The organism is Enterococcus malodoratus (assembly GCF_027659535.1).
Lineage (GTDB): Bacteria > Bacillota > Bacilli > Lactobacillales > Enterococcaceae > Enterococcus_A > Enterococcus_A malodoratus.
On sequence record NZ_JAQDPG010000006.1, the window covers coordinates 253,073 to 270,922 of the forward strand.

Below are 17,850 nucleotides of genomic sequence, written 5' to 3' on the forward strand. Positions count from 1 at the left end.
AATTTCTATTTGAAATCAGTAATTTTTTCTGCTGGTAGTCGAACAGATGTATACCCTGCTTCTGTTGCTTTTCCTACTGAAAGAATCATTACTGGAACATAGCGTTCTTTGTCTAACCCAAATGCTTCGGCCAATAAATCTTCTTCAAATCCACCAATCGGATTTGTTTCATAGCCATGCGCACGAGCAATTAACATAAACTGCATCGCTGCTAAACTAGAATCGATTTTTACCACATCATTCATTTGTTCTTTAGTAAAACTCTTGTAATAAGGAATAATCGCTTCCAATTGTTGATCTCTTACTTCTGGCGGCATTTTCCCTTCTGCTACTGCTTGATCATAAATTTCTTCTCCAAACTCATAGCATAGCATATCACCGAAAATCAATACCATTGCCGAAGATGTAGCATTCTGACGTGTATTAAAACGAATCAGCGGTTTTAATTTTGCTTTTTGTTCTTCACTTTCAACCACGACAAAACGCCAAGGCTGCATATTAACTGATGATGGAGCGGTCGTTGCTTCTTGAATCATTTCAAGCATTTCTTCATGAGAAATTTTAAAGGTTTCATCGTACTCACGGACAGATTTTCTGCCGAATGTAATTTCTGAAAAATCATTTGTTACAAATTCTTTTGACATGTTTTTTCCTCTTTTACTTTACTAATTTTGTTAACAATTCAAGCAATGTTTCCTCTTCTGTTTCACTTAGCGGCAACATTTCTTGTTTATCCAACTGACTATGTTCTTTTTCGCATTGCTCTAATTCTTTTGCTGCTTGATTCGTTATCCGCACAAAGACTTCTCGATTATTCTCTTTATTTCTTTCGCGAATCACGTAATTTTTCTCTTCTAATATCTTTAGATGTCTAGTAACTGCAGCGCTATCTATCTTTAGTTCGTTTTGTAATATTGTTTGAGAACAGGGGCCGTTCTCCTTTAAGAACATCATTAATTCATATCGAGTAATACTAAAACCGGTTCTTTTTTCAAATTTACTTGTCAGTTCCTGGTTGGCAAGTTTCAATTGATAAAAAAGCTTACTTATTTGTCTTAGATTCATTACATGCTCCTCTCTGTATTTGACTAATCAACAGTTGACTAGTCAAATATAGAGCATTTTTCTTTTTTTGGAAAGTGTTTTGCTCTGATTCAGCCTATAAAAAAAGAAATTTCTTTTTTCGATTTTATTTTCTTTGGATTTTTAATGGCTCATGAGGTGATTGCTCATTCAGTAAAAAATGTGAAAAAATTTTTCTTTCGAAGTTATTTCCAAAAAATTGCAACTCAGCTCCTCCAAAATGCAACAAAGGAAAATTCGGTGGAAAACCATTTTCCAGTCACATATGATGACTTTAAAGATAAAAAGAACGTTACGGAGGAGAAGAAAATGAAACAATCAATCAAAAAGAAAATCATCATCGGTGTAAGTATTTTATTAGGGATTATTTTAATCACTGGAATTGGGGCCAGCTACTATTTTGGGAAGATGGTAACAGAAGGCTTGTTTTACCAAAACAAAGGAAATGATACAAAGAAAAATAGTTTAGTGCAGTTGAAGGAATGGGGCTATGATTTAGAGCAATTTAATGCAAAATACTCAGGAGAGACTTTTCACTTGGAGGCTGAAGATGGTAATACTTTTCCAGTAACCTCTTTCAGCACGGATGGCGATAAGGCTAAAGATACTGCAATTTTGATTCATGGCGCAGGTGGAGATAACATTTTTCTTTCCCCTTTAGCAGAAATTTACTTGGAAAATGGCTGGAACGTGTTGACCTTTGATATGCGCGGACATGGTGATAATGAAGATCCTTTGGTCACTTTTGGCTACTTAGAACGAATGGACGTACATGCGATCGTAGATTATGCAGAAAAAATAAATTTGGATAAACAAATTGTCGTTCACGGTCAGTCAATGGGCGGCGCAACTGCTGGGATGTATGCAGCGACTGAACATGCGGCGAAGCATGTGAATGCTGTAATTATGGATTCGCCAGTTTATAGTATGGAGGAAATGTTTGCCGGAATTTGGCAAGGCATGGAAGATACTGAAGATATCCCATTCCCTTATGTTGTTGCTTGTGGGAACTTCTATATGAAGCTAAACTACGGCTTTACCTTTAAAGATGTTGAAATCACCGAACAACAAAAATATAATGAAATTAAAACACTTGTTATCAAAAGTGAACAAGACGACGTATGCCTTCCTGAAAAGGTTACTTCTTTATATGAGAATGTTGCAGCGGAAGATAAGGAACTCGTTTCCATCAACGTTAAGCACATTAAAGGCATGCTCGACCAAAAAGAAAAGTACACAGCTGCTGTTATGCAATTTTTACAAAATAACTGATTGAATTGGAGCTGAACTATGCGGATCAAATTATTTCAAGAGGACGCTCTTGAAGAAGACCGAACAGAAATTTACTATCGTGAAATGACCGAGCAAATTGAGAAAGTCCGCCAATTGCTGGAGGATTCCGTCCCCCAGCTTTTTGGGTTAGAGGATGGTGAACAGGTACTTCTGTCACTAGAGGAAATCTTTTATATTGATACTGTCGATAAAAAGACGTTTGCGTACTTAAGGGAACAAGTTTACCAAATCCAAGGAAGCCTAACCTTTCTTGAATCCGCTTTGTCCAAACATGGTTTTTGCCGCATTAGTAAAGCCAATATCGTCAACATTCAGCAAATAGAAAGAGTGAAATCAGAAGCCAATATGCGGCTGAAAGTGGTTTTGAATAACCAGGAAGAACTTGTCATCAGTCGTTATTATCGCAAAATTTTTCAAAACTACTTAAAGAAAGTACGAGGTATTTTACATGACTAAAAATCGTTTAAAAGAAATGCTGACAGTGATTTGCGTCAGCTATACGATTATTTCCTTAGGAACGACCCTCTATGATCGCCTGTTTTACGATGGCCGTGACGATTTCTCCAGTCTGCTGTTCAAATTTATCTGTACCACCATTGCAGTGAGTATCTTATACACGCATCCGTTGCTGGAACGCTTGTCACCGTTGTCGATGATTGTGCTGCAATATGTTGGAGCGATGCTGCTGGTATTTTTGACTATTTGGATTAGCAGCTTTTTTGAAGAATTACACGAGAACAGCTACTTCGGGGCTTTCTCTTCCTTTACAATTATTTACATCATTGGTGCAATCGCTTATTATGTCGGCCTGTATATTGATGTTCGCAAACAGAATCGATTACTGAAGGAAATTCAGACAGGACAGAATAATTCAATACGATGAAATAAGATTGGAACCACAAATTATTTCAATGAGAGAAGTCGCGTATTCACTTAATTCATTATTTAAGTGGATACGCATTTTTTTTAGATTTTCCCCTGCTGACTTTGCCTTTAAGCCACTTATCAGAATCAATAGTGGGGAATTGGTGGGAATTTCCGAAAAAAAAAGACACTCCCCAAAATTGGAAAGTGTCTTGAATGTCGATATATAAAATATATTAACGTTTTGAGAACTGTGAAGCTTTACGGGCTTTTTTAAGACCTGGTTTTTTACGTTCAACCATACGTGAATCACGAGTAAGTAATCCAGCGCGTTTTAATGGTGCACGGAAATCAGGATCTACTTCTAATAAAGCGCGTGAGATACCATGACGGATAGCGCCGGCTTGACCTGCGTAACCTCCGCCATCAACGTTTACAAATACATCATATGAACCTGTTGTTTCAGTAACGCCAAATGGTTGGTTGATTACTAAACGTAAGTCAGCATGTGGGATGTATTCTGCAACGTCTTTTTTATTTACAGTAATTTTACCAGTTCCTGGTACTAAACGTACGCGAGCAACTGCATTTTTACGACGGCCTGTGCCGCTATATTGAACTTGTGCCAATGAATTTCCCTCCTATTTAAATTAAGTTTGTGATGTCTAAAACTTCTGGTTGCTGTGCTGCATGTGGATGTTCTGCTCCACCGTAAACGTGAAGTTTCATGCCTTGAGCGCGACCTAAAGTGTTTTTAGGAAGCATACCTTTAACAGAAGTTTCGATCAAACGGCGAGAATTTTTAGCACGCAATTCGCCTGCTGAGACTGATTTCAATCCACCAGGGAAGTTTGAGTGACGGTAATAAATCTTGTCAGCTGCTTTGTTACCTGTTAATTTGATTTGATCCGCATTGATTACAATTACAAAATCACCAGTATCTACATGTGGTGTGAATGTTGGTTTATTTTTACCGCGTAGTACAGATGCAACTACAGTTGAAAGACGTCCTAAAGGAACATCAGTCGCGTCTACTACGTACCATTTACGTTCTACTTCGTTTGGCTTAGCCATATATGTTGTACGCACGTTTTTTTTCCTCCAATTTCAATTTCGAATGTTTGACAAACACTTGAGTTTCCGGGGCTCTCATGGGGCAAACAATACCATTTACCATAATACTTGCAAAGCCTTGCCATGTCAATGTTTTTCTCTTTGAAAACGCAAAATATTTTCATTTCTCTTTGTTCCTTCTACTATTCATAATAGTTTGTCTTATACATCTTAAAATGAATAAAGACACGTAAATTCAAAATTATTTTGCATAAATATTTAAAAAGTGCTTGCTTTTTGTATTTTACGGTGCTAATATGACTTCAACACATTAATTAGAATTTAATGAAAAAGCGATAAGGGAGCAATCAGGATGAAAGAAAAAGTGATTTTAGCATACTCAGGTGGATTAGATACTTCAGTCTCAATTAAATGGCTTGTCGATGAAGGCTACGACGTGATTGCATGTTGTTTAGATATCGGAGAAGGTCGCGACACCGAATTTATTAAAAATAAAGCATTACAAGTTGGCGCATCAGAATCTTATGCTATCGACGCTCGTGAAGAGTTCTCACAAGATTTCGTATTGGTCGCATTGCAAGGCAATACCTACTATGAAAATTCTTACCCATTGGTTTCTGCTTTGTCTCGCCCACTTATCTCGAAGAAACTGGTTGAGCTCGCTCACAAAACTGGAGCGACTACGATCGCCCACGGATGTACCGGAAAAGGAAATGACCAAGTTCGGTTTGAAGTTTCCATCGCTGCCCTTGATCCGAATTTGAAGATCATTGCGCCAGTCCGTGAATGGAAATGGTCGCGTGAAGAAGAAATCAATTATGCGGCTGAAAAAGGGGTGCCGATCCCGGCGGACTTAGACAATCCCTATTCGATTGACCAAAACTTATGGGGCCGTGCTTGTGAATGCGGCGTATTAGAAGATCCTTGGGCTACTCCGCCTGCTGGAGCCTACGCTATTACCGCAGAATTAGAAGAAACACCAGATAAGCCAACCATCGTTGAAATTACCTTTGAAAAAGGTGTACCAACTGCATTAGATGGTGAAGAATTATCTTTAGCTACTTTAATCATGAAACTGAATACGATCGCCGGCGTACACGGTATCGGCAGAATCGATCACATTGAAAATCGTCTAGTTGGTATCAAGTCGCGTGAAGTTTATGAATGTCCAGGTGCGGAAGTCTTGATGAAAGCACATAAAGAATTAGAAGATTTGACCTTTGTTCGTGAGATGGCTCATTTCAAACCAGTCATTGAACAACAATTATGCCAAATGATCTATGACGGTCTATGGTTCAATCCGACGATGGATGCTTTGATCGCTTTCTTGAAGCAATCACAAGAAGTCGTAAACGGCGTATTGCGTGTGAAATTATTCAAGGGCAATGTGATCGTAGAAGGACGTAAATCTGACAACAGCTTATACAACGAAAACTTGGCGACTTATACGTCTGCCGATACATTCGATCAAGATGCAGCGATCGGCTTCATCAAACTTTGGGGCTTGCCAACGAAGGTAAACGCTGAGGTCCAAGCTGAGAAGAAACAACCAAGCATTTAATGAAAGTGCAAGAGAAACCAGATGTGAGGCGGCTTTTACTTGCCGGTAAATAAGGCCGTCCGGTTTCACATCTTGCCATTGCTCTAGGTGAGTTTCTTTTCCTGTCAGGAAATAAGGAAACCAGCAATGTTTTCATCCTGAGGTATCTGAAAAGATGCCTCCTCCCTAAAATCAAAGCTGCGCAGGCTCGTTCAGCTCTCGAAAATTCTCATAAAGAGTTAGTCTGCATGCTAGAGAAAAAGAAAGACTATGATTATCCGTTATAGTCAAGAAAAGACCGTTGCGACGGTCTTTTTTGTTAAAAATCTATAGATAAAAGCGAGGATAAAACGATGGCAAAATTATGGGGCGGACGTTTTGATGGAAAAAATGAAGCATGGATTGATGCATTCGGTGCCTCGATTCCCTTTGATCAGCAACTAGCTGTACAAGATATCACCGGCAGTTTAGCACATGTCAAAATGCTTGGTGAAACAGGCATTATCACAAAAGAAGAAGCGCAGCAGATCACTGTTGGTCTAAATATATTGGCTGAAAAGGCTGCGAAGGATGAATTAACCTTTACTATTGAAAATGAAGACATTCATTTGAACTTAGAAAAAATGCTTCACGACGAGATCGGACCCGTCGCCGGAAAACTCCATACTGCCCGCAGCCGAAATGATCAAGTCGCTACCGATATGCATTTATATTTGAAGGAACATTTAAATGAAATTATTGAGAAGGTTCAGCATTTTCGCGCGGTCTTAGTCAATAAGGCCGAAGAACATGTTGAAACAATCATGCCCGGCTATACGCACCTGCAGCATGCGCAGCCAATTTCTTTTGGGCATCACTTGATGGCCTATTACGGCATGCTGACGCGTGATCAGTCTCGCCTTGAGGAAAGTATGAAGCGCGTGGACATTTCACCGCTAGGCTGTGCTGCTTTGGCGGGTACGACTTTCCCGATTGATCGTCAGATGACCGCGGACAAGCTGGGTTTTGCGGATCTTTATATGAACAGTCTCGATGGAGTCAGCGACCGCGATTTCATTCTTGAATTTTTAAGCAACAGTTCGATCTTGATGATGCATCTTTCCCGTTTTTGCGAAGAGATCATTCTCTGGTGCAGCCATGAATTCAAATTTGTCGAGCTGACAGATACTTTTTCGACGGGCAGCTCGATCATGCCGCAAAAGAAAAATCCTGACATGGCGGAATTGATCCGTGGTAAATCAGGACGTGTCTTTGGTGACTTAGTTGGCCTTCTAACGGTCATAAAGGGGCTGCCGCTGGCTTATAACAAAGACCTGCAAGAAGACAAAGAGGGAATGTTTGATACCGTCCACACTGTCGCTACGAGCTTAGACATCATGGCCGGCATGATTGATACTATGAAGGTGCACACACAGACGATGCATGATGCGACTGAAAAAGACTTTTCAAATGCAACTGAGTTGGCCGACTATTTGGCCGCAAAAGGGATTCCTTTCCGTCAAGCACACGAAATTGTCGGAAAGCTGGTATTGGCCTGCACTCAAAAAGGTATTTATTTGCAAGACGTCCCACTAGAAGAATATCAAGCGATCAATTCAATCATCGAAGAAGATATCTATGATACATTGGCCTCCAAAACAGCGGTAATTCGCCGGCACTCATTAGGCGGTACCGGTTTCGACCAAGTCAAAAAGCAAATTCAATTGGCGAAGACAGCTTTATAAGACGAAAAAAACGACTACCCATCGCGGGTAGTCGTTTTCTTATACATTGGTATAAACAGAAGTCGCAGTTTCTTTTAATACTGCATTCAATTCTTCGATATTCCGCTTTCCTTGATCGGATAACCAGTCGATCGCTGATGCTTCGCCCTCTTTCACAAACGACTCCACACCGTTTGCCCAAGTTGCCCGGCCGCATAAGACTCCGTTAAAGCTAGAGCCTGATTGCTTCGCAAAGCGTAGGGTTTCTTGGAATAGTTCAGCACTAACACCTGCACTTAAGAAAATGAATGGCAAATCCGTTGCTTCGGACTGTTCTTTGAAGTAAGCCGCTGCCTCTGATTGACTGTAGCCGATCTCTTGACCGTATCCTTCAACAAAGTTCATATTTACTGGCACTTCTACTTTCAAGACATCGACTTGATAACGTTCCTTCGAAAATTCCCGCATCGCTTCAATCACTTTTCGTGGTTTCACCTTTGCATAATCCAATGAAGTCGTATCCGTAATTTCCGCATCATAGGAAACAATTTCTAAGAAGAACGGAATATCTTCCGCCGTACATTCTGATCCGATGCGTTCCATATACGCTCGTTTTTGCTCATTGATCTCATCAGGCTCATCGACATCATAATATAGTAGAAACTTGCAGGCGTCGGCTCCAGATTCTTTCAACCGTTTAACTGACCAAACATTCAGTACATCTGGCAAACGACCGGGTGTTGTTGCATCATAACCCGTTTTTTCGTAAGCCAACAACAGACCACAATCGTTGTCGCGAACCTCTGCGGCTGGAAGACCATATTCCGGATCTAACAAGATTGCGGAGGCATATGGCGTCAACTGCTGAGAGACCAATTCTTTGAACTTGATTACATCCTCTGTGGTTGCTTCCTTGTATTTGCCGATCATTTTTTTCAACGCACCACGTTGATCAATAGCTAAAGCACCAATAATCCCCTCGTCATTCGTCATTTGTTTTAAATAAGCCTTTTTCCCTGCACTGATTGTCTTCATTCATTCTCACCTATTTTTTCATTTAGTAGTGTTGCGATTTCCGTTTTTGTTTGGGCTGTCTTTAATTTTTCCGTTACTTCATTTCTCATCAACAACCGTGCGACCGCTGATAGTAATTTCAAGTGTGTTGTGCCCGCCTCTGAATCCGGGATAAACAGCGTAATCACAAAATTGATTGATTGACCGTCCAAGCTGTTCCATTCAATCCCTTCAGCCAGCGTTACAATGATGATACTCGGTTCACTGATTGACTGATCCTTTGCATGAGGAATCGCAAAGCCATCCATCATGCCGGTGGTCCCTTCATTTTCTCGTTCAACAAGTTTTTTATAGACCTGCTGTTCATCCTCTGAGATCGCTAAACCTTTTGCTTGCCTAGCTAAAAATTCAAAGACTTTTTCTTGCGTGGTCATTGTTTGATTTAAAAAGATTTTTTCTTCTTGAATAATTCCCATTCTTGATCCCTCGCTATTCTGTGATTACCGATTTATCTGCTTGTTCGGCGTTCGCTTTCTTTTCTTTCGCAGCAACACTGCTCTTTTGGATAAAGCCTAAAATTACGCCGCCGACGATCGAACCAATCAGAATCGAAAGCACCCATTGGAGTTTACCAGTCACGACTGGCAGCACTAGGAATCCGCCATGAGGAGCAGGTACTTGTACACCAAACATATATGTTAAGACCGCTGCGATCGACGAACCTAGCATCATTGTTGGCAGTACGCGAATTGGATCTTTTGCTGCGAATGGAATCGCACCTTCAGTAATATGTGTCGAGCCCAAAATAAAGTTAACCAATCCAGCATTGCGGTCATTCGTATCGAAATATTTTCCAAAGAACAATGTCGCAAACCCTGTAATCAACGGCGGCGCGATACACGCTGCTGAAACACCGGCCATGAAGGTTGTATTGCCTTGCGCCAATAACGCCGTGCCCGTTACATAAGCTGCCTTATTGATTGGTCCGCCCATGTCAAAGGCACACATACATCCCACTACTACACCAAGAATCAACGGATTCGAATTTTCAAATCCCGCTAAGAAGCTCATCATTCCTTCGTTAACTGCTTTCATTGGCCCCGCCAATAAAGACATAACGATCCCAATAACCGCTACACCAATGACTGGATATAAGAAGATTGCCTTCAAGCCATCCAGCTGTTTTGGTAAAACATCTAAGATTTTTTGCAAGAATAAAATGAAGTATCCAGCTAAGAATCCGGCTAAAATTCCGCCTAAGAATCCAGTACCGCCATTCATCGCGACAATCCCGCCGACAAAACCAACGACTAATCCCGGCCGTTTTGCGATTCCTTCAGCAATGTATGCGGCCAACACGGGAACCATCATGCCCATTGCTGCATCACCGACTGCTTTTAGCATTGCGGCTGTAGCGTTATACTGCGCATTATCGGGATCAAATGAATAAATCCCCCAAACGGCAAAGGAAATGGCAATCAACACCCCGCCTGCAACTACAAAAGGCAGCATGTGCGAAACGCCGTTCATCAGATTTTTATAAATACTGCGACCAAAACTAGTATTACTCCCCGTTTCCTGTTCTAAAGCATCCACGGCATCATTCTCCGCTGCAATCGAACCTTTTCCAGCCAATGCATCATCAATCAAGCGCTCCGCATCCTTGATCCCCGTACTAACGGAAACATCGATAATTCGTTTTCCCGCGAAGCGTTCCGGATGAACATCTTTATCTGCGGCAATAATCACGGCATCTGCATTTTTGATCTCTTCCGCTGTTAACTCATTCTCAACACCGATTTGCCCATGCGTTTCGACTTTGATCGTGACCCCTTTTTTCTTAGCCGCCTGTTCCAGAGCCTCTTGAGCCATGTATGTGTGTGCAATTCCTGTCGGACAGCCTGTTGCTGCTATTAATTGATAATTCCCCATGTTTTTACCCTCTCTTCTTTGATTTCAATTTCTTTGCTTAACTCATCCACATCCGAAAAATCAGTCAGTCCTTTGCGAAAAGCCGTTGAGCTTCCTGCCGCTAAACTCTTTCGCAACGTGTCTTCCAGCGGCTGATCTGTCAAATACCCCGCTAGAAATGTTCCCAACAACGTGTCTCCGGCACAAGCTGTGTTGACTACTTTCCCTTTTGGCGAATTTCCTCGAATAATTTTATTTTGTGTGAAAAAAATGGCTCCTTCTCCACCAAGAGATAACAACACATTTTGCGCGCCTGCTGCCAATAACTGCTGCCCATAAAATAAATAGGCTTCTTCTGTATCGATCACTTGTCCAAACCAAGACTCCAATTCCTCTTCATTCGGCTTTAGCAAAAACGGTTGATAAGGCAAACAATCCATCACTTCCTGATAACTGCTGTCAATGATCAAGTGAACATCTCGCTCATGGCAGATGCGGCTGATTTCAACAAGTATCTTTGGCTCCACTCCTCTTGGCAAACTCCCTGAGATACAGAGATGATCCCCCGCTTGCAACCCCTTAATCTGTTCTAAAAAGGCTTGAACCTTTTCCGTCGGTATTTCCGGTCCTTGATTGACTAGCTTGTATTCCTCCTGTGTCTGATTAACTTGCGTGAATACATTGATACGAGTCATCCCTGGAACCTCAATAAAATCTGTAGAAATAACTTTTTCGTGCAAGTAATCCTCGATATAATTTCCTGTAAAACCCGCCCGAAATCCTAATGCTGTGGTGGCGACGCCCAGCATCTTTAATATGAGTGAGACATTCACTCCTTTTCCATTTGCTTGGATATCATCATCCTTCGTTCGATTTACAGTAAAAGGATTCATTGTGTCGGTTTCAATAAATAGATCAATCGCTAAATTCATAGTGCATGTATAGATAGACATGAGTGATGACCTCCTTGTCTTTATTATGGGGCATGACTCACCGAAAAGGTTTTCACATTCCGGTCAATTTCCTGAAAAGCTTTACATCTTTTTACGAAACGTGATACTTTTTAACTAGTGATATGTTGAAAGAAGGTTATTGAGACCATGGAACATAAGTTAAGCGACACTGAACAATACCTCTGGGATTTTATTGAAAGCCATATTCTTGAGATTCCTAATTACTCCATCGTCAAACTTAGCGAGCAAGCCAATGTTTCGACAGCAACGATCGTCCGCACGATGAAAAAGAAGGGGTACGAAGGATTCACCGCCTTTAAGCACCATTTAAAGGAGCAAGAGAATAAAAATATTAATTTTTCTTCATTAGATAAGGTCGATAAAGGAATTCGGCGAGCGATTCTAAAAAATGAACAAGAGGTCGTTCGTACGATCAACATGATGGAGATCGGCAATATTGAAGATGCGATCCAAAAGATCAAGTTCGCGGAACGAGTGATTATTTTTGCGCGGGGTTTTTCAGAGATGATCGGACAGGAAATGATGGTGAAGTTTCAATTGACTGGTAAAAACTGTCAGATGCATACCGATCCAGAGATCATTAAAAATATCAGTCGTAAGCTCAATAAGCGCGACATCGTGATCTTTATTTCTCTAAACGGCGAAACCAAAGAACTCGTCGTCGCAGCTAAAAATTGCTACGACGCGGAAATCGGTTCAATTTTGCTGACGGCAAATAACTCTTCCAGCTTGATGAATTATTGTGAGATCGCTTTGGTTGGTTTCAAATCCGAAGGTTCTTACTTTCCTGATTATGAGGTTCGTTCGCGATTGCCGTTGCAGATCATTGCACGAATTTTACTTGATTCCTATGCTTTACGGGTCACTGATAATTGAAAATAGCTTATTCACTAAAGAGGAAATATGACTTTTAGGTACAAACAGTCTGTATAGACAACCTTCCTCCAGATAGAAAAGAAAAAGGAGTGAATCGATGAATCAAAAACTAAAAGAAAATATTTCAGAGTCTTTGTCGGCCGTTCTGCCGATCACAATTACCGTTCTAGCCGTTAGTGTTTTTTTGGTCCCTATGGAAATAGGAACCTTCGCGATGTTTTTAATGGGAGCTGTTATGCTGATCATTGGCATGGGGTTCTTCCAATTAGGTGCAGAGATGTCCATGACACCCCTTGGTGAAGGAATGGGTATTCAGCTTTCAAAAAATAAAAAAATAGGTATACTGGCCTTCAGTGTTTTCATTATCGGAGCTGTTATTACTATTGCAGAGCCTGATCTGCAAGTATTGGCAGATCAAATGCCTGCTATTCCCAGTAATTTATTGGTTTGGACTGTAGCCGTTGGGGTCGGTATTTGTTTAACGATCGCCGTTTTACGAATCTTGTTCAAAATCAATCTATCCCTCATACTGACGGTGCTATACTCTGTTGTCATCTTACTCTCCTTTCTAACACCCAATGATTTCGTGCCTGTAGCTTTCGACTCAGGAGGGGCTACCACTGGACCAATTACTGTGCCGTTCATTCTGGCTTTAGGGGTCGGGCTTGCATCCGTTCGTAGCGATAAGCACGCCTCCGACGACAGCTTTGGTTTAGTAGCGATTTCCAGTATCGGCCCTATTTTAGCGGTGTTGCTGTTAGGTATTTTCTTTCAGCCCACAGATGCTGCTTATACGCCGACAGAATTTCTTAATGTAAGCACCACCCAAGATGTCATGCGTGAGTTCATGCTGGAACTGCCTCATTTTGCTAAAGAGGTTTTCATCTCTATGCTGCCGATCGCGTTCTTATTTTTTGTTTTTCAGCTTATCAGTCGTCGTTACCATCACAGACAATACATCCGAATGATCGTCGGCCTTATTTATACCTATATTGGACTCGTACTCTTTCTAACTGGTGTAAGTATCGGATTTGCGCCGGTCGGAAGCCTGCTTGGCGGAGAACTGGCCGCAAGTAAATATAAGTGGCTGTTGATTCCAATTGGGATGTTGATCGGCTATTTTATCGTAAAAGCCGAACCGGCCATTCAAGTATTGAATCATCAAGTCGAAAACGTCACTGGCGGATCGATTTCAGCCTCTGCCATGAACTTGTGTCTTTCCATTGGAGTCGCAGTCAGTGTTGGGCTTGCTATGATGCGTTCTATTACTGGTGTTAGTATTTATTGGATCATAATCCCTGGCTATCTTATCGCGCTGCTCCTTTCCAGATTCGTCCCTAAAATATTTATCGGGATCGCCTTTGACTCCGGTGGTGTTGCTAGCGGACCGATGACCAGCACGTTCCTGCTTCCTCTTTGTATCGGAGTCAGTGAAGCGTTAGATGGAAATATCATGGCCGATGCTTTCGGTGTAGTCGCGCTTGTTGCATTGACGCCGTTGATTGCTATTCAGATCATGGGGATCGTTTATAAGTGGCAAGAAAATAAGGCTGCTCAAGAAGCTGATTTGGCTATAGAAGAACTTAATGAAATTGAAGAATGGGAGGACACTGAAGAGGATGCATAATAAACCGGCAGTTCGAATGTTGATATTGATTATAGACCACAAAGATAAGAAAAAAGCCCATGCCATTTTTGATGCTCAAAATACACCGGTCCAATATTTGTGTATGGGCGAAGGGACCGCTACCAATGAAGTCATGGACTATTTAGGCTTAGGCTCCTCAGAAAAAGCGATCTTTGTCTGTCCTGTATTAAAGAAATGTGTACCAGATTTATTCGCGGCCTTGGGCGAAGGCTTAGGCCTTCATAAACCAAACAGAGGGTGTGCTTTTACTTTCCCCATTTCTGGAGCGAGCACCTATGTCATGAAACTTTTAGATTCAGAAATGCATGAAAAAATCCAAAAACATATGGAGAGAGAGGAAAAGCAGATGATCCAAGATGCTAAATACAGTTTACTAATGGTGACGATCAACCAAGGATTCAGTGAAGAAGTCATGATTGCTGCCACTGCTGCTGGCGCGGCTGGCGGTACTGTCGTCCACGCGCGTCGCCTAGACTCGCAAGAGACCATGAAAAAATGGGGCATCAGTATTCAGCCTGAAAAAGAAATGGTTTATATTTTAGTAGAACAAGACAAAAAAATGGCGATCATGAAAGCCATTGGCGAACAATGCGGTCTGCTTAGTGAAGCTCAAGGGATTTTGATTTCCATTCCGGTCGATGGCGTCATTGGTTTAAGTACTGATATTCCTCAATAACAAGAAAAAAGAGGCACACATCATTAAAGGTGTGCGCCTCTTTTCAATTGAATTAAGCATCAATTTCTGGAGCTTTTCCTAGGTGTGCTTGGATCATCCAAATGCGTTTTTCAGTCGCTGTTTTGAATTCGATGAAGATATCTTGTGTTGGATCATCGCCTTCTTCACCAGTTACGTCGATTCCTTTTTGGTAAAGGTCTGCTAAATAGCGGTAGCCTTCAACAAGCGTAGCTAAGCGTTCTTCCATTGTACGATCCCAACGTCCGATTTCGTCTGGGATTTTTGTTTGGTCAGCCATTTCACGTAATGTTGAGTAAGGTGAACCGTCTAAAGTAATTAAGCGTTCTGAAATTTCGTCCAATTGATCGTTCACGTCATCCATGAAATCATCCATCATTGGGTGTAATGTCAAGAAACCAGGGCCGCGCATATACCAATGTGTTTGGTGAATGACCATGGACATTTGACTCAAGTCTGCAACTAGTTGGTTCAATACTTCTTTTGTTTTTTCGAATTTCATTCCTACATACCTCCTAATTTATACTCCATTAAAAGCATAATACAATTATGGCAAAAGCACAAAGAAAATGCTGGGAAATTGCCTCTTTTTCGTATCTTATTGAAAAAGGGAGGTGAACACGATCATACATTTCATTTTTGGCACAGTCATCGGATCTTTCTTGGCTGTCGTTTGCACCCGTATACCTTGAAACGAATCTATACTTTATCCACCTTCTCATTGTGATCATTGCAAGCATAAGCTCCGCCCTATCGAAATGATTCCATTATTTTCAGCATTACGTCAAAATTTTCATTGCACTTACTGTCGGCAAAAATTCTCTACACGGAGTTTCTGGTTGGAGCTGTTTTGCGGTCTGCTCTTTTTAATCTTTTTACAGAATTTTACTTGGATCAAGCTTTGGCAGTTATTTTGGGTGTTGAGTTCATTGGTTTTAGCCATAATCGATTGGGATTTTTTAATTGTAGAAATGTCTATCTTTTGGTCAACCGGAATTATTTTATTGATTAGCGGAACTTTTCTATTCCAACTCTCTTGGACTCAACCGCTGATTATATGTGCTTTGTTCTACCTTAGCCAAAAAATACTCCCAAACAGCTTAGGTTTGGGAGATCTTTGGATAATTGGATTATGGAGTTTCTTTTTATCTAGTTACGAACTTTTACAAGTCTTATTTATTGCCTCGTTCAATGGTCTGACTTTTTTCGGCTGTCAGGCCTTGCGCAAAAAGATACCCGAGCAGCTGCCTTTTGTACCTTTTTTATTTGTTGGGCTTTTATTTATACTTTTAAAAGATCGTTAGGCATTCCAATGTTGACGAATAAAGCCTTTACGTCCGGATCCTTCGCTATACGCGTTGTAATGGTCCGGATTTTTTCGATAAAAATCTTGGTGGTAATCTTCTGCAGGATAAAAGGCTTGTGCTGATTCAATCGTAGTAACGATCGGATCTTTGAAACGACCACTATTTTGCAAACGTTCCTTCGATGCTTCCGCCGTTTCTTTTTGTTCTGGAGAAGAATAAAAAATCACTGGACGATACGAATCCCCACGATCGGCAAATTGTCCAAAAGCATCGGTAGGATCTGTTTGCTGCCAATAAATCTCAACTAACTGCTGATATGAGATAACCATCGGGTCAAAAGTAATTTCTACAGCTTCCGTATGACCTGTTGTACCGCTGCCGACCTCTTCATAAGTTGGATTGGGTACATGTCCGCCAGTGTACCCGGAAACAACGCTTTTAATACCAGGCATTTGATCAAAAGGTTTCACCATACACCAGAAACATCCGCCGGCAAATATTGCTTTTTCTTCTGTCATCTTATACTCCCCCTTGTGCTTTCATCATAACCATTTTTTGAAAAATTGAAACGATTCTGCTCAACTCCTTCCTAAAAAAAAAGAAAGCGGACCATTTTAGGTCGCGCTCTCTTGCCATTCATTATTCTTAATAATTATCGGGATCAATTGGATAAATAATTTTTCCATACCCAGTATAATCATAATGTGTGCCTGCACTGATTTTATCTACATCACTATCATCAAAGAAGAGTTGATTGTCATCCTCCTCATCCAGATTCGGCAATTTCTTTTTCGTAGGCAACTCCAGTTGTTTCTTCAAAACGTTCTGTTCTTCCAATAGATTTTTTAAGCCTAATACTTGGAAGTAAATATCATTGATCATCTCGCCTTGGCCTTCAACTTGCGTCTGTTTGATATTTTCTGCAGCCGGTGTGTAATCTTTTGCCACTGTCAGCATTTCGCTCCAGCTCAAGTCTGTCCGCACGTAATCTTCTACTGCATGCAAATATTTTTTATACTTCGTCACTGAATTAACCGAAAGCATTTTATGAACAATTTTGGATAAAATTTCTCGCTGCCGCGCCTGCCGCCCCACATCACCTTTTGGATCCTCGTGACGCATTCGAACGTATTCCAAGGCATGTCTGCCATCTAAGACCTGTTTGCCCTTCTTCACACGTACACCATCTAAAGTAAAATCGATTTTATTGTCTACCTCGATTCCGCCAACAGCATCAACTAAGGTTTTTAACCCTTTCATATTGATCTCAACATAATGATCAATGGGAATATCCATCATTTTTTGAACAGTCTCAATCGCCATCTTAGTACCGCCTAACGAATATGCGGCGTTTAATTTATCATAATAAGTATCGCCTTTTGCGACATAATTATCATCATCACCCTTATAACCGACAATCTGTGTATAGATATCTCGGTCTAGACTAGTCATCAATGTCTGTTTCTTCTTAGGATTGATGGTCACAACCATCATGGAATCTGAACGTCCTTGGTACGTTCTCCCCTTGTCCCCCGTGTCTGTGCCCATTAATAAAATTGAGAAAGGTTCTTCACTTTTCAAATCAACTGCATCTGAACGGCTGCTTTTATAGTTGACCTTTTTGGTCATTTTACTGATTGCCTGATCAACATCATTATTTACTTTTAATAAGTAGGCGGTTGCACCACCGACAAGTATCACGATTATTCCCACGACAATCAAGATGATTTTCTTTGTTCTGCTCATGTAGCACCTCAAAAATTTTACATAGCTGTATGGTTTCCGTCATTTTCTCATAAATCGTCTCATTACAATAGTATTTGTTTATTGCTCTAAACGAAATTTAATATCTGATCAAAGTTATCGCTG

20 protein-coding genes are annotated in these 17,850 nt (G+C 40.9%); 9 read left to right on the plus strand and 11 right to left on the minus strand.

Annotated elements, in window-relative coordinates; all coding sequences use genetic code 11:
- Positions 1 to 5 precede the first annotated feature (5 nt).
- Together PGP85_RS12000 and PGP85_RS12005 are read right to left on the minus strand one after the other, a co-directional pair.
- Positions 6 to 644, minus strand: coding sequence for a nitroreductase family protein (locus PGP85_RS12000; RefSeq protein ID WP_010741368.1), 639 nt, complete (start codon positions 642 to 644; stop codon positions 6 to 8).
- Positions 645 to 657: 13 nt separating this feature from the next.
- Positions 658 to 1,065 carry a MarR family winged helix-turn-helix transcriptional regulator gene (locus tag PGP85_RS12005; protein WP_090404419.1) on the minus strand — a complete coding sequence of 136 codons (408 nt, stop codon included), beginning with the start codon at positions 1,063 to 1,065 and terminating at the stop codon, positions 658 to 660.
- A 327-nt stretch (positions 1,066 to 1,392) separates the two neighbouring features.
- On the opposite strand from PGP85_RS12005, the gene PGP85_RS12010 reads away from it, so the two are divergent.
- The 3 genes from PGP85_RS12010 to PGP85_RS12020 are packed head-to-tail and all read left to right on the plus strand — an operon-like array spanning position 1,393 to position 3,259.
- Positions 1,393 to 2,355, plus strand: coding sequence for an alpha/beta hydrolase (locus tag PGP85_RS12010; protein ID WP_270327697.1), 963 nt, complete (start codon positions 1,393 to 1,395; stop codon positions 2,353 to 2,355).
- An 18-nt stretch (positions 2,356 to 2,373) separates the two neighbouring features.
- Entirely contained in the window at positions 2,374 to 2,832 is a 459-nt protein-coding gene (locus PGP85_RS12015; RefSeq protein WP_251868005.1) for a LytTR family DNA-binding domain-containing protein, read from the plus strand.
- Positions 2,825 to 3,259, plus strand: a complete 435-nt coding sequence (locus PGP85_RS12020) for a DUF6608 family protein (protein ID WP_251868006.1) — start codon at positions 2,825 to 2,827, stop codon at positions 3,257 to 3,259. The genes PGP85_RS12015 and PGP85_RS12020 overlap by 8 nt, the downstream gene beginning before the upstream one ends.
- 217 nt (positions 3,260 to 3,476) lie before the next feature.
- Here PGP85_RS12020 and rpsI read toward each other — a convergent pair whose 3' ends face one another.
- The gene (gene rpsI, locus PGP85_RS12025) at positions 3,477 to 3,869 is read right to left on the minus strand and encodes a 30S ribosomal protein S9 (RefSeq protein ID WP_010741373.1); all 393 of its coding nucleotides are present in this window, start codon (positions 3,867 to 3,869) and stop codon (positions 3,477 to 3,479) included.
- Positions 3,870 to 3,885: 16 nt separating this feature from the next.
- Positions 3,886 to 4,314 (minus strand): 50S ribosomal protein L13, encoded by a 429-nt coding sequence (gene rplM / locus PGP85_RS12030; RefSeq protein WP_034709665.1) that lies wholly within the window; start codon positions 4,312 to 4,314, stop codon positions 3,886 to 3,888.
- Between the two features lie 352 nt (positions 4,315 to 4,666).
- Between rplM and PGP85_RS12035 the strand changes: the two genes are divergently transcribed.
- The gene (locus PGP85_RS12035) at positions 4,667 to 5,875 is read left to right on the plus strand and encodes an argininosuccinate synthase (RefSeq protein WP_010741375.1); all 1,209 of its coding nucleotides are present in this window, start codon (positions 4,667 to 4,669) and stop codon (positions 5,873 to 5,875) included.
- A gap of 332 nt (positions 5,876 to 6,207) precedes the next feature.
- Complete coding sequence (argH, locus tag PGP85_RS12040; RefSeq protein ID WP_010741376.1) at positions 6,208 to 7,578, plus strand: argininosuccinate lyase; 1,371 nt, start codon at positions 6,208 to 6,210, stop codon at positions 7,576 to 7,578.
- Between the two features lie 39 nt (positions 7,579 to 7,617).
- Here the strand turns inward: argH and lacD are convergent, their stop codons facing one another.
- Genes lacD through pfkB form a run of 4 tightly spaced genes read right to left on the minus strand, consistent with a single transcriptional unit; the run spans position 7,618 to position 11,435 of the window.
- Positions 7,618 to 8,592, minus strand: a complete 975-nt coding sequence (gene lacD / locus PGP85_RS12045; protein ID WP_010741377.1) for a tagatose-bisphosphate aldolase — start codon at positions 8,590 to 8,592, stop codon at positions 7,618 to 7,620.
- Positions 8,589 to 9,047 carry a fructose PTS transporter subunit IIA gene (locus tag PGP85_RS12050; RefSeq protein WP_270327702.1) on the minus strand — a complete coding sequence of 153 codons (459 nt, stop codon included), beginning with the start codon at positions 9,045 to 9,047 and terminating at the stop codon, positions 8,589 to 8,591. The genes lacD and PGP85_RS12050 overlap by 4 nt, the downstream gene beginning before the upstream one ends.
- Positions 9,048 to 9,060: 13 nt before the next feature.
- Entirely contained in the window at positions 9,061 to 10,503 is a 1,443-nt protein-coding gene (locus PGP85_RS12055; protein ID WP_270327703.1) for a PTS fructose transporter subunit IIC, read from the minus strand.
- Positions 10,485 to 11,435 (minus strand): 1-phosphofructokinase, encoded by a 951-nt coding sequence (gene pfkB / locus PGP85_RS12060; RefSeq protein WP_270327704.1) that lies wholly within the window; start codon positions 11,433 to 11,435, stop codon positions 10,485 to 10,487. Before pfkB ends, PGP85_RS12055 begins: the two co-directional genes overlap by 19 nt.
- A gap of 147 nt (positions 11,436 to 11,582) precedes the next feature.
- Between pfkB and PGP85_RS12065 the strand changes: the two genes are divergently transcribed.
- The 3 genes from PGP85_RS12065 (at position 11,583) to PGP85_RS12075 (ending at position 14,656) form a co-directional block, all read left to right on the plus strand.
- Positions 11,583 to 12,332, plus strand: coding sequence for a MurR/RpiR family transcriptional regulator (locus PGP85_RS12065; RefSeq protein WP_010741381.1), 750 nt, complete (start codon positions 11,583 to 11,585; stop codon positions 12,330 to 12,332).
- Between the two features lie 97 nt (positions 12,333 to 12,429).
- Entirely contained in the window at positions 12,430 to 13,959 is a 1,530-nt protein-coding gene (locus PGP85_RS12070; protein ID WP_270327706.1) for a DUF1538 domain-containing protein, read from the plus strand.
- A complete protein-coding gene (locus PGP85_RS12075) occupies positions 13,952 to 14,656 on the plus strand; it encodes a hypothetical protein (protein WP_010741383.1) in 705 nt (234 codons plus the stop codon). The genes PGP85_RS12070 and PGP85_RS12075 overlap by 8 nt, the downstream gene beginning before the upstream one ends.
- Positions 14,657 to 14,708: 52 nt before the next feature.
- On the opposite strand, the gene PGP85_RS12080 is transcribed toward PGP85_RS12075, so the two are convergent.
- A complete protein-coding gene (locus PGP85_RS12080) occupies positions 14,709 to 15,176 on the minus strand; it encodes a Dps family protein (RefSeq protein ID WP_010741384.1) in 468 nt (155 codons plus the stop codon).
- A 199-nt stretch (positions 15,177 to 15,375) separates the two neighbouring features.
- On the opposite strand from PGP85_RS12080, the gene PGP85_RS12085 reads away from it, so the two are divergent.
- Positions 15,376 to 15,978 (plus strand): prepilin peptidase, encoded by a 603-nt coding sequence (locus tag PGP85_RS12085; RefSeq protein ID WP_270327728.1) that lies wholly within the window; start codon positions 15,376 to 15,378, stop codon positions 15,976 to 15,978.
- Here the strand turns inward: PGP85_RS12085 and msrA are convergent.
- Both msrA and PGP85_RS12095 read right to left on the minus strand, forming a co-directional pair.
- Entirely contained in the window at positions 15,975 to 16,499 is a 525-nt protein-coding gene (msrA, locus tag PGP85_RS12090) for a peptide-methionine (S)-S-oxide reductase MsrA (protein WP_270327708.1), read from the minus strand. The genes PGP85_RS12085 and msrA overlap by 4 nt on opposite strands.
- A 127-nt stretch (positions 16,500 to 16,626) precedes the next feature.
- Positions 16,627 to 17,727, minus strand: coding sequence for an LCP family protein (locus tag PGP85_RS12095; RefSeq protein ID WP_270327709.1), 1,101 nt, complete (start codon positions 17,725 to 17,727; stop codon positions 16,627 to 16,629).
- Positions 17,728 to 17,850 lie beyond the last annotated feature (123 nt).

What these genes read in the sequence shown, in the direction of transcription:
- PGP85_RS12000 (WP_010741368.1), bottom strand. Translation starts at nt 644, where the DNA reads ATGTCAAAAGAATTTGTAACAAATGATTTTTCAGAAATTACATTCGGC.
- PGP85_RS12005 (WP_090404419.1), bottom strand. Translation starts at nt 1,065, where the DNA reads ATGAATCTAAGACAAATAAGTAAGCTTTTTTATCAATTGAAACTTGCC.
- PGP85_RS12010 (WP_270327697.1), top strand. Translation starts at nt 1,393, where the DNA reads ATGAAACAATCAATCAAAAAGAAAATCATCATCGGTGTAAGTATTTTA.
- PGP85_RS12015 (WP_251868005.1), top strand. Translation starts at nt 2,374, where the DNA reads ATGCGGATCAAATTATTTCAAGAGGACGCTCTTGAAGAAGACCGAACA.
- PGP85_RS12020 (WP_251868006.1), top strand. Translation starts at nt 2,825, where the DNA reads ATGACTAAAAATCGTTTAAAAGAAATGCTGACAGTGATTTGCGTCAGC.
- rplM (WP_034709665.1), bottom strand. Translation starts at nt 4,314, where the DNA reads ATGGCTAAGCCAAACGAAGTAGAACGTAAATGGTACGTAGTAGACGCG.
- PGP85_RS12035 (WP_010741375.1), top strand. Translation starts at nt 4,667, where the DNA reads ATGAAAGAAAAAGTGATTTTAGCATACTCAGGTGGATTAGATACTTCA.
- argH (WP_010741376.1), top strand. Translation starts at nt 6,208, where the DNA reads ATGGCAAAATTATGGGGCGGACGTTTTGATGGAAAAAATGAAGCATGG.
- lacD (WP_010741377.1), bottom strand. Translation starts at nt 8,592, where the DNA reads ATGAAGACAATCAGTGCAGGGAAAAAGGCTTATTTAAAACAAATGACG.
- PGP85_RS12050 (WP_270327702.1), bottom strand. Translation starts at nt 9,047, where the DNA reads ATGGGAATTATTCAAGAAGAAAAAATCTTTTTAAATCAAACAATGACC.
- PGP85_RS12055 (WP_270327703.1), bottom strand. Translation starts at nt 10,503, where the DNA reads ATGGGGAATTATCAATTAATAGCAGCAACAGGCTGTCCGACAGGAATT.
- pfkB (WP_270327704.1), bottom strand. Translation starts at nt 11,435, where the DNA reads ATGTCTATCTATACATGCACTATGAATTTAGCGATTGATCTATTTATT.
- PGP85_RS12065 (WP_010741381.1), top strand. Translation starts at nt 11,583, where the DNA reads ATGGAACATAAGTTAAGCGACACTGAACAATACCTCTGGGATTTTATT.
- PGP85_RS12070 (WP_270327706.1), top strand. Translation starts at nt 12,430, where the DNA reads ATGAATCAAAAACTAAAAGAAAATATTTCAGAGTCTTTGTCGGCCGTT.
- PGP85_RS12075 (WP_010741383.1), top strand. Translation starts at nt 13,952, where the DNA reads ATGCATAATAAACCGGCAGTTCGAATGTTGATATTGATTATAGACCAC.
- PGP85_RS12080 (WP_010741384.1), bottom strand. Translation starts at nt 15,176, where the DNA reads ATGAAATTCGAAAAAACAAAAGAAGTATTGAACCAACTAGTTGCAGAC.
- msrA (WP_270327708.1), bottom strand. Translation starts at nt 16,499, where the DNA reads ATGACAGAAGAAAAAGCAATATTTGCCGGCGGATGTTTCTGGTGTATG.
- PGP85_RS12095 (WP_270327709.1), bottom strand. Translation starts at nt 17,727, where the DNA reads ATGAGCAGAACAAAGAAAATCATCTTGATTGTCGTGGGAATAATCGTG.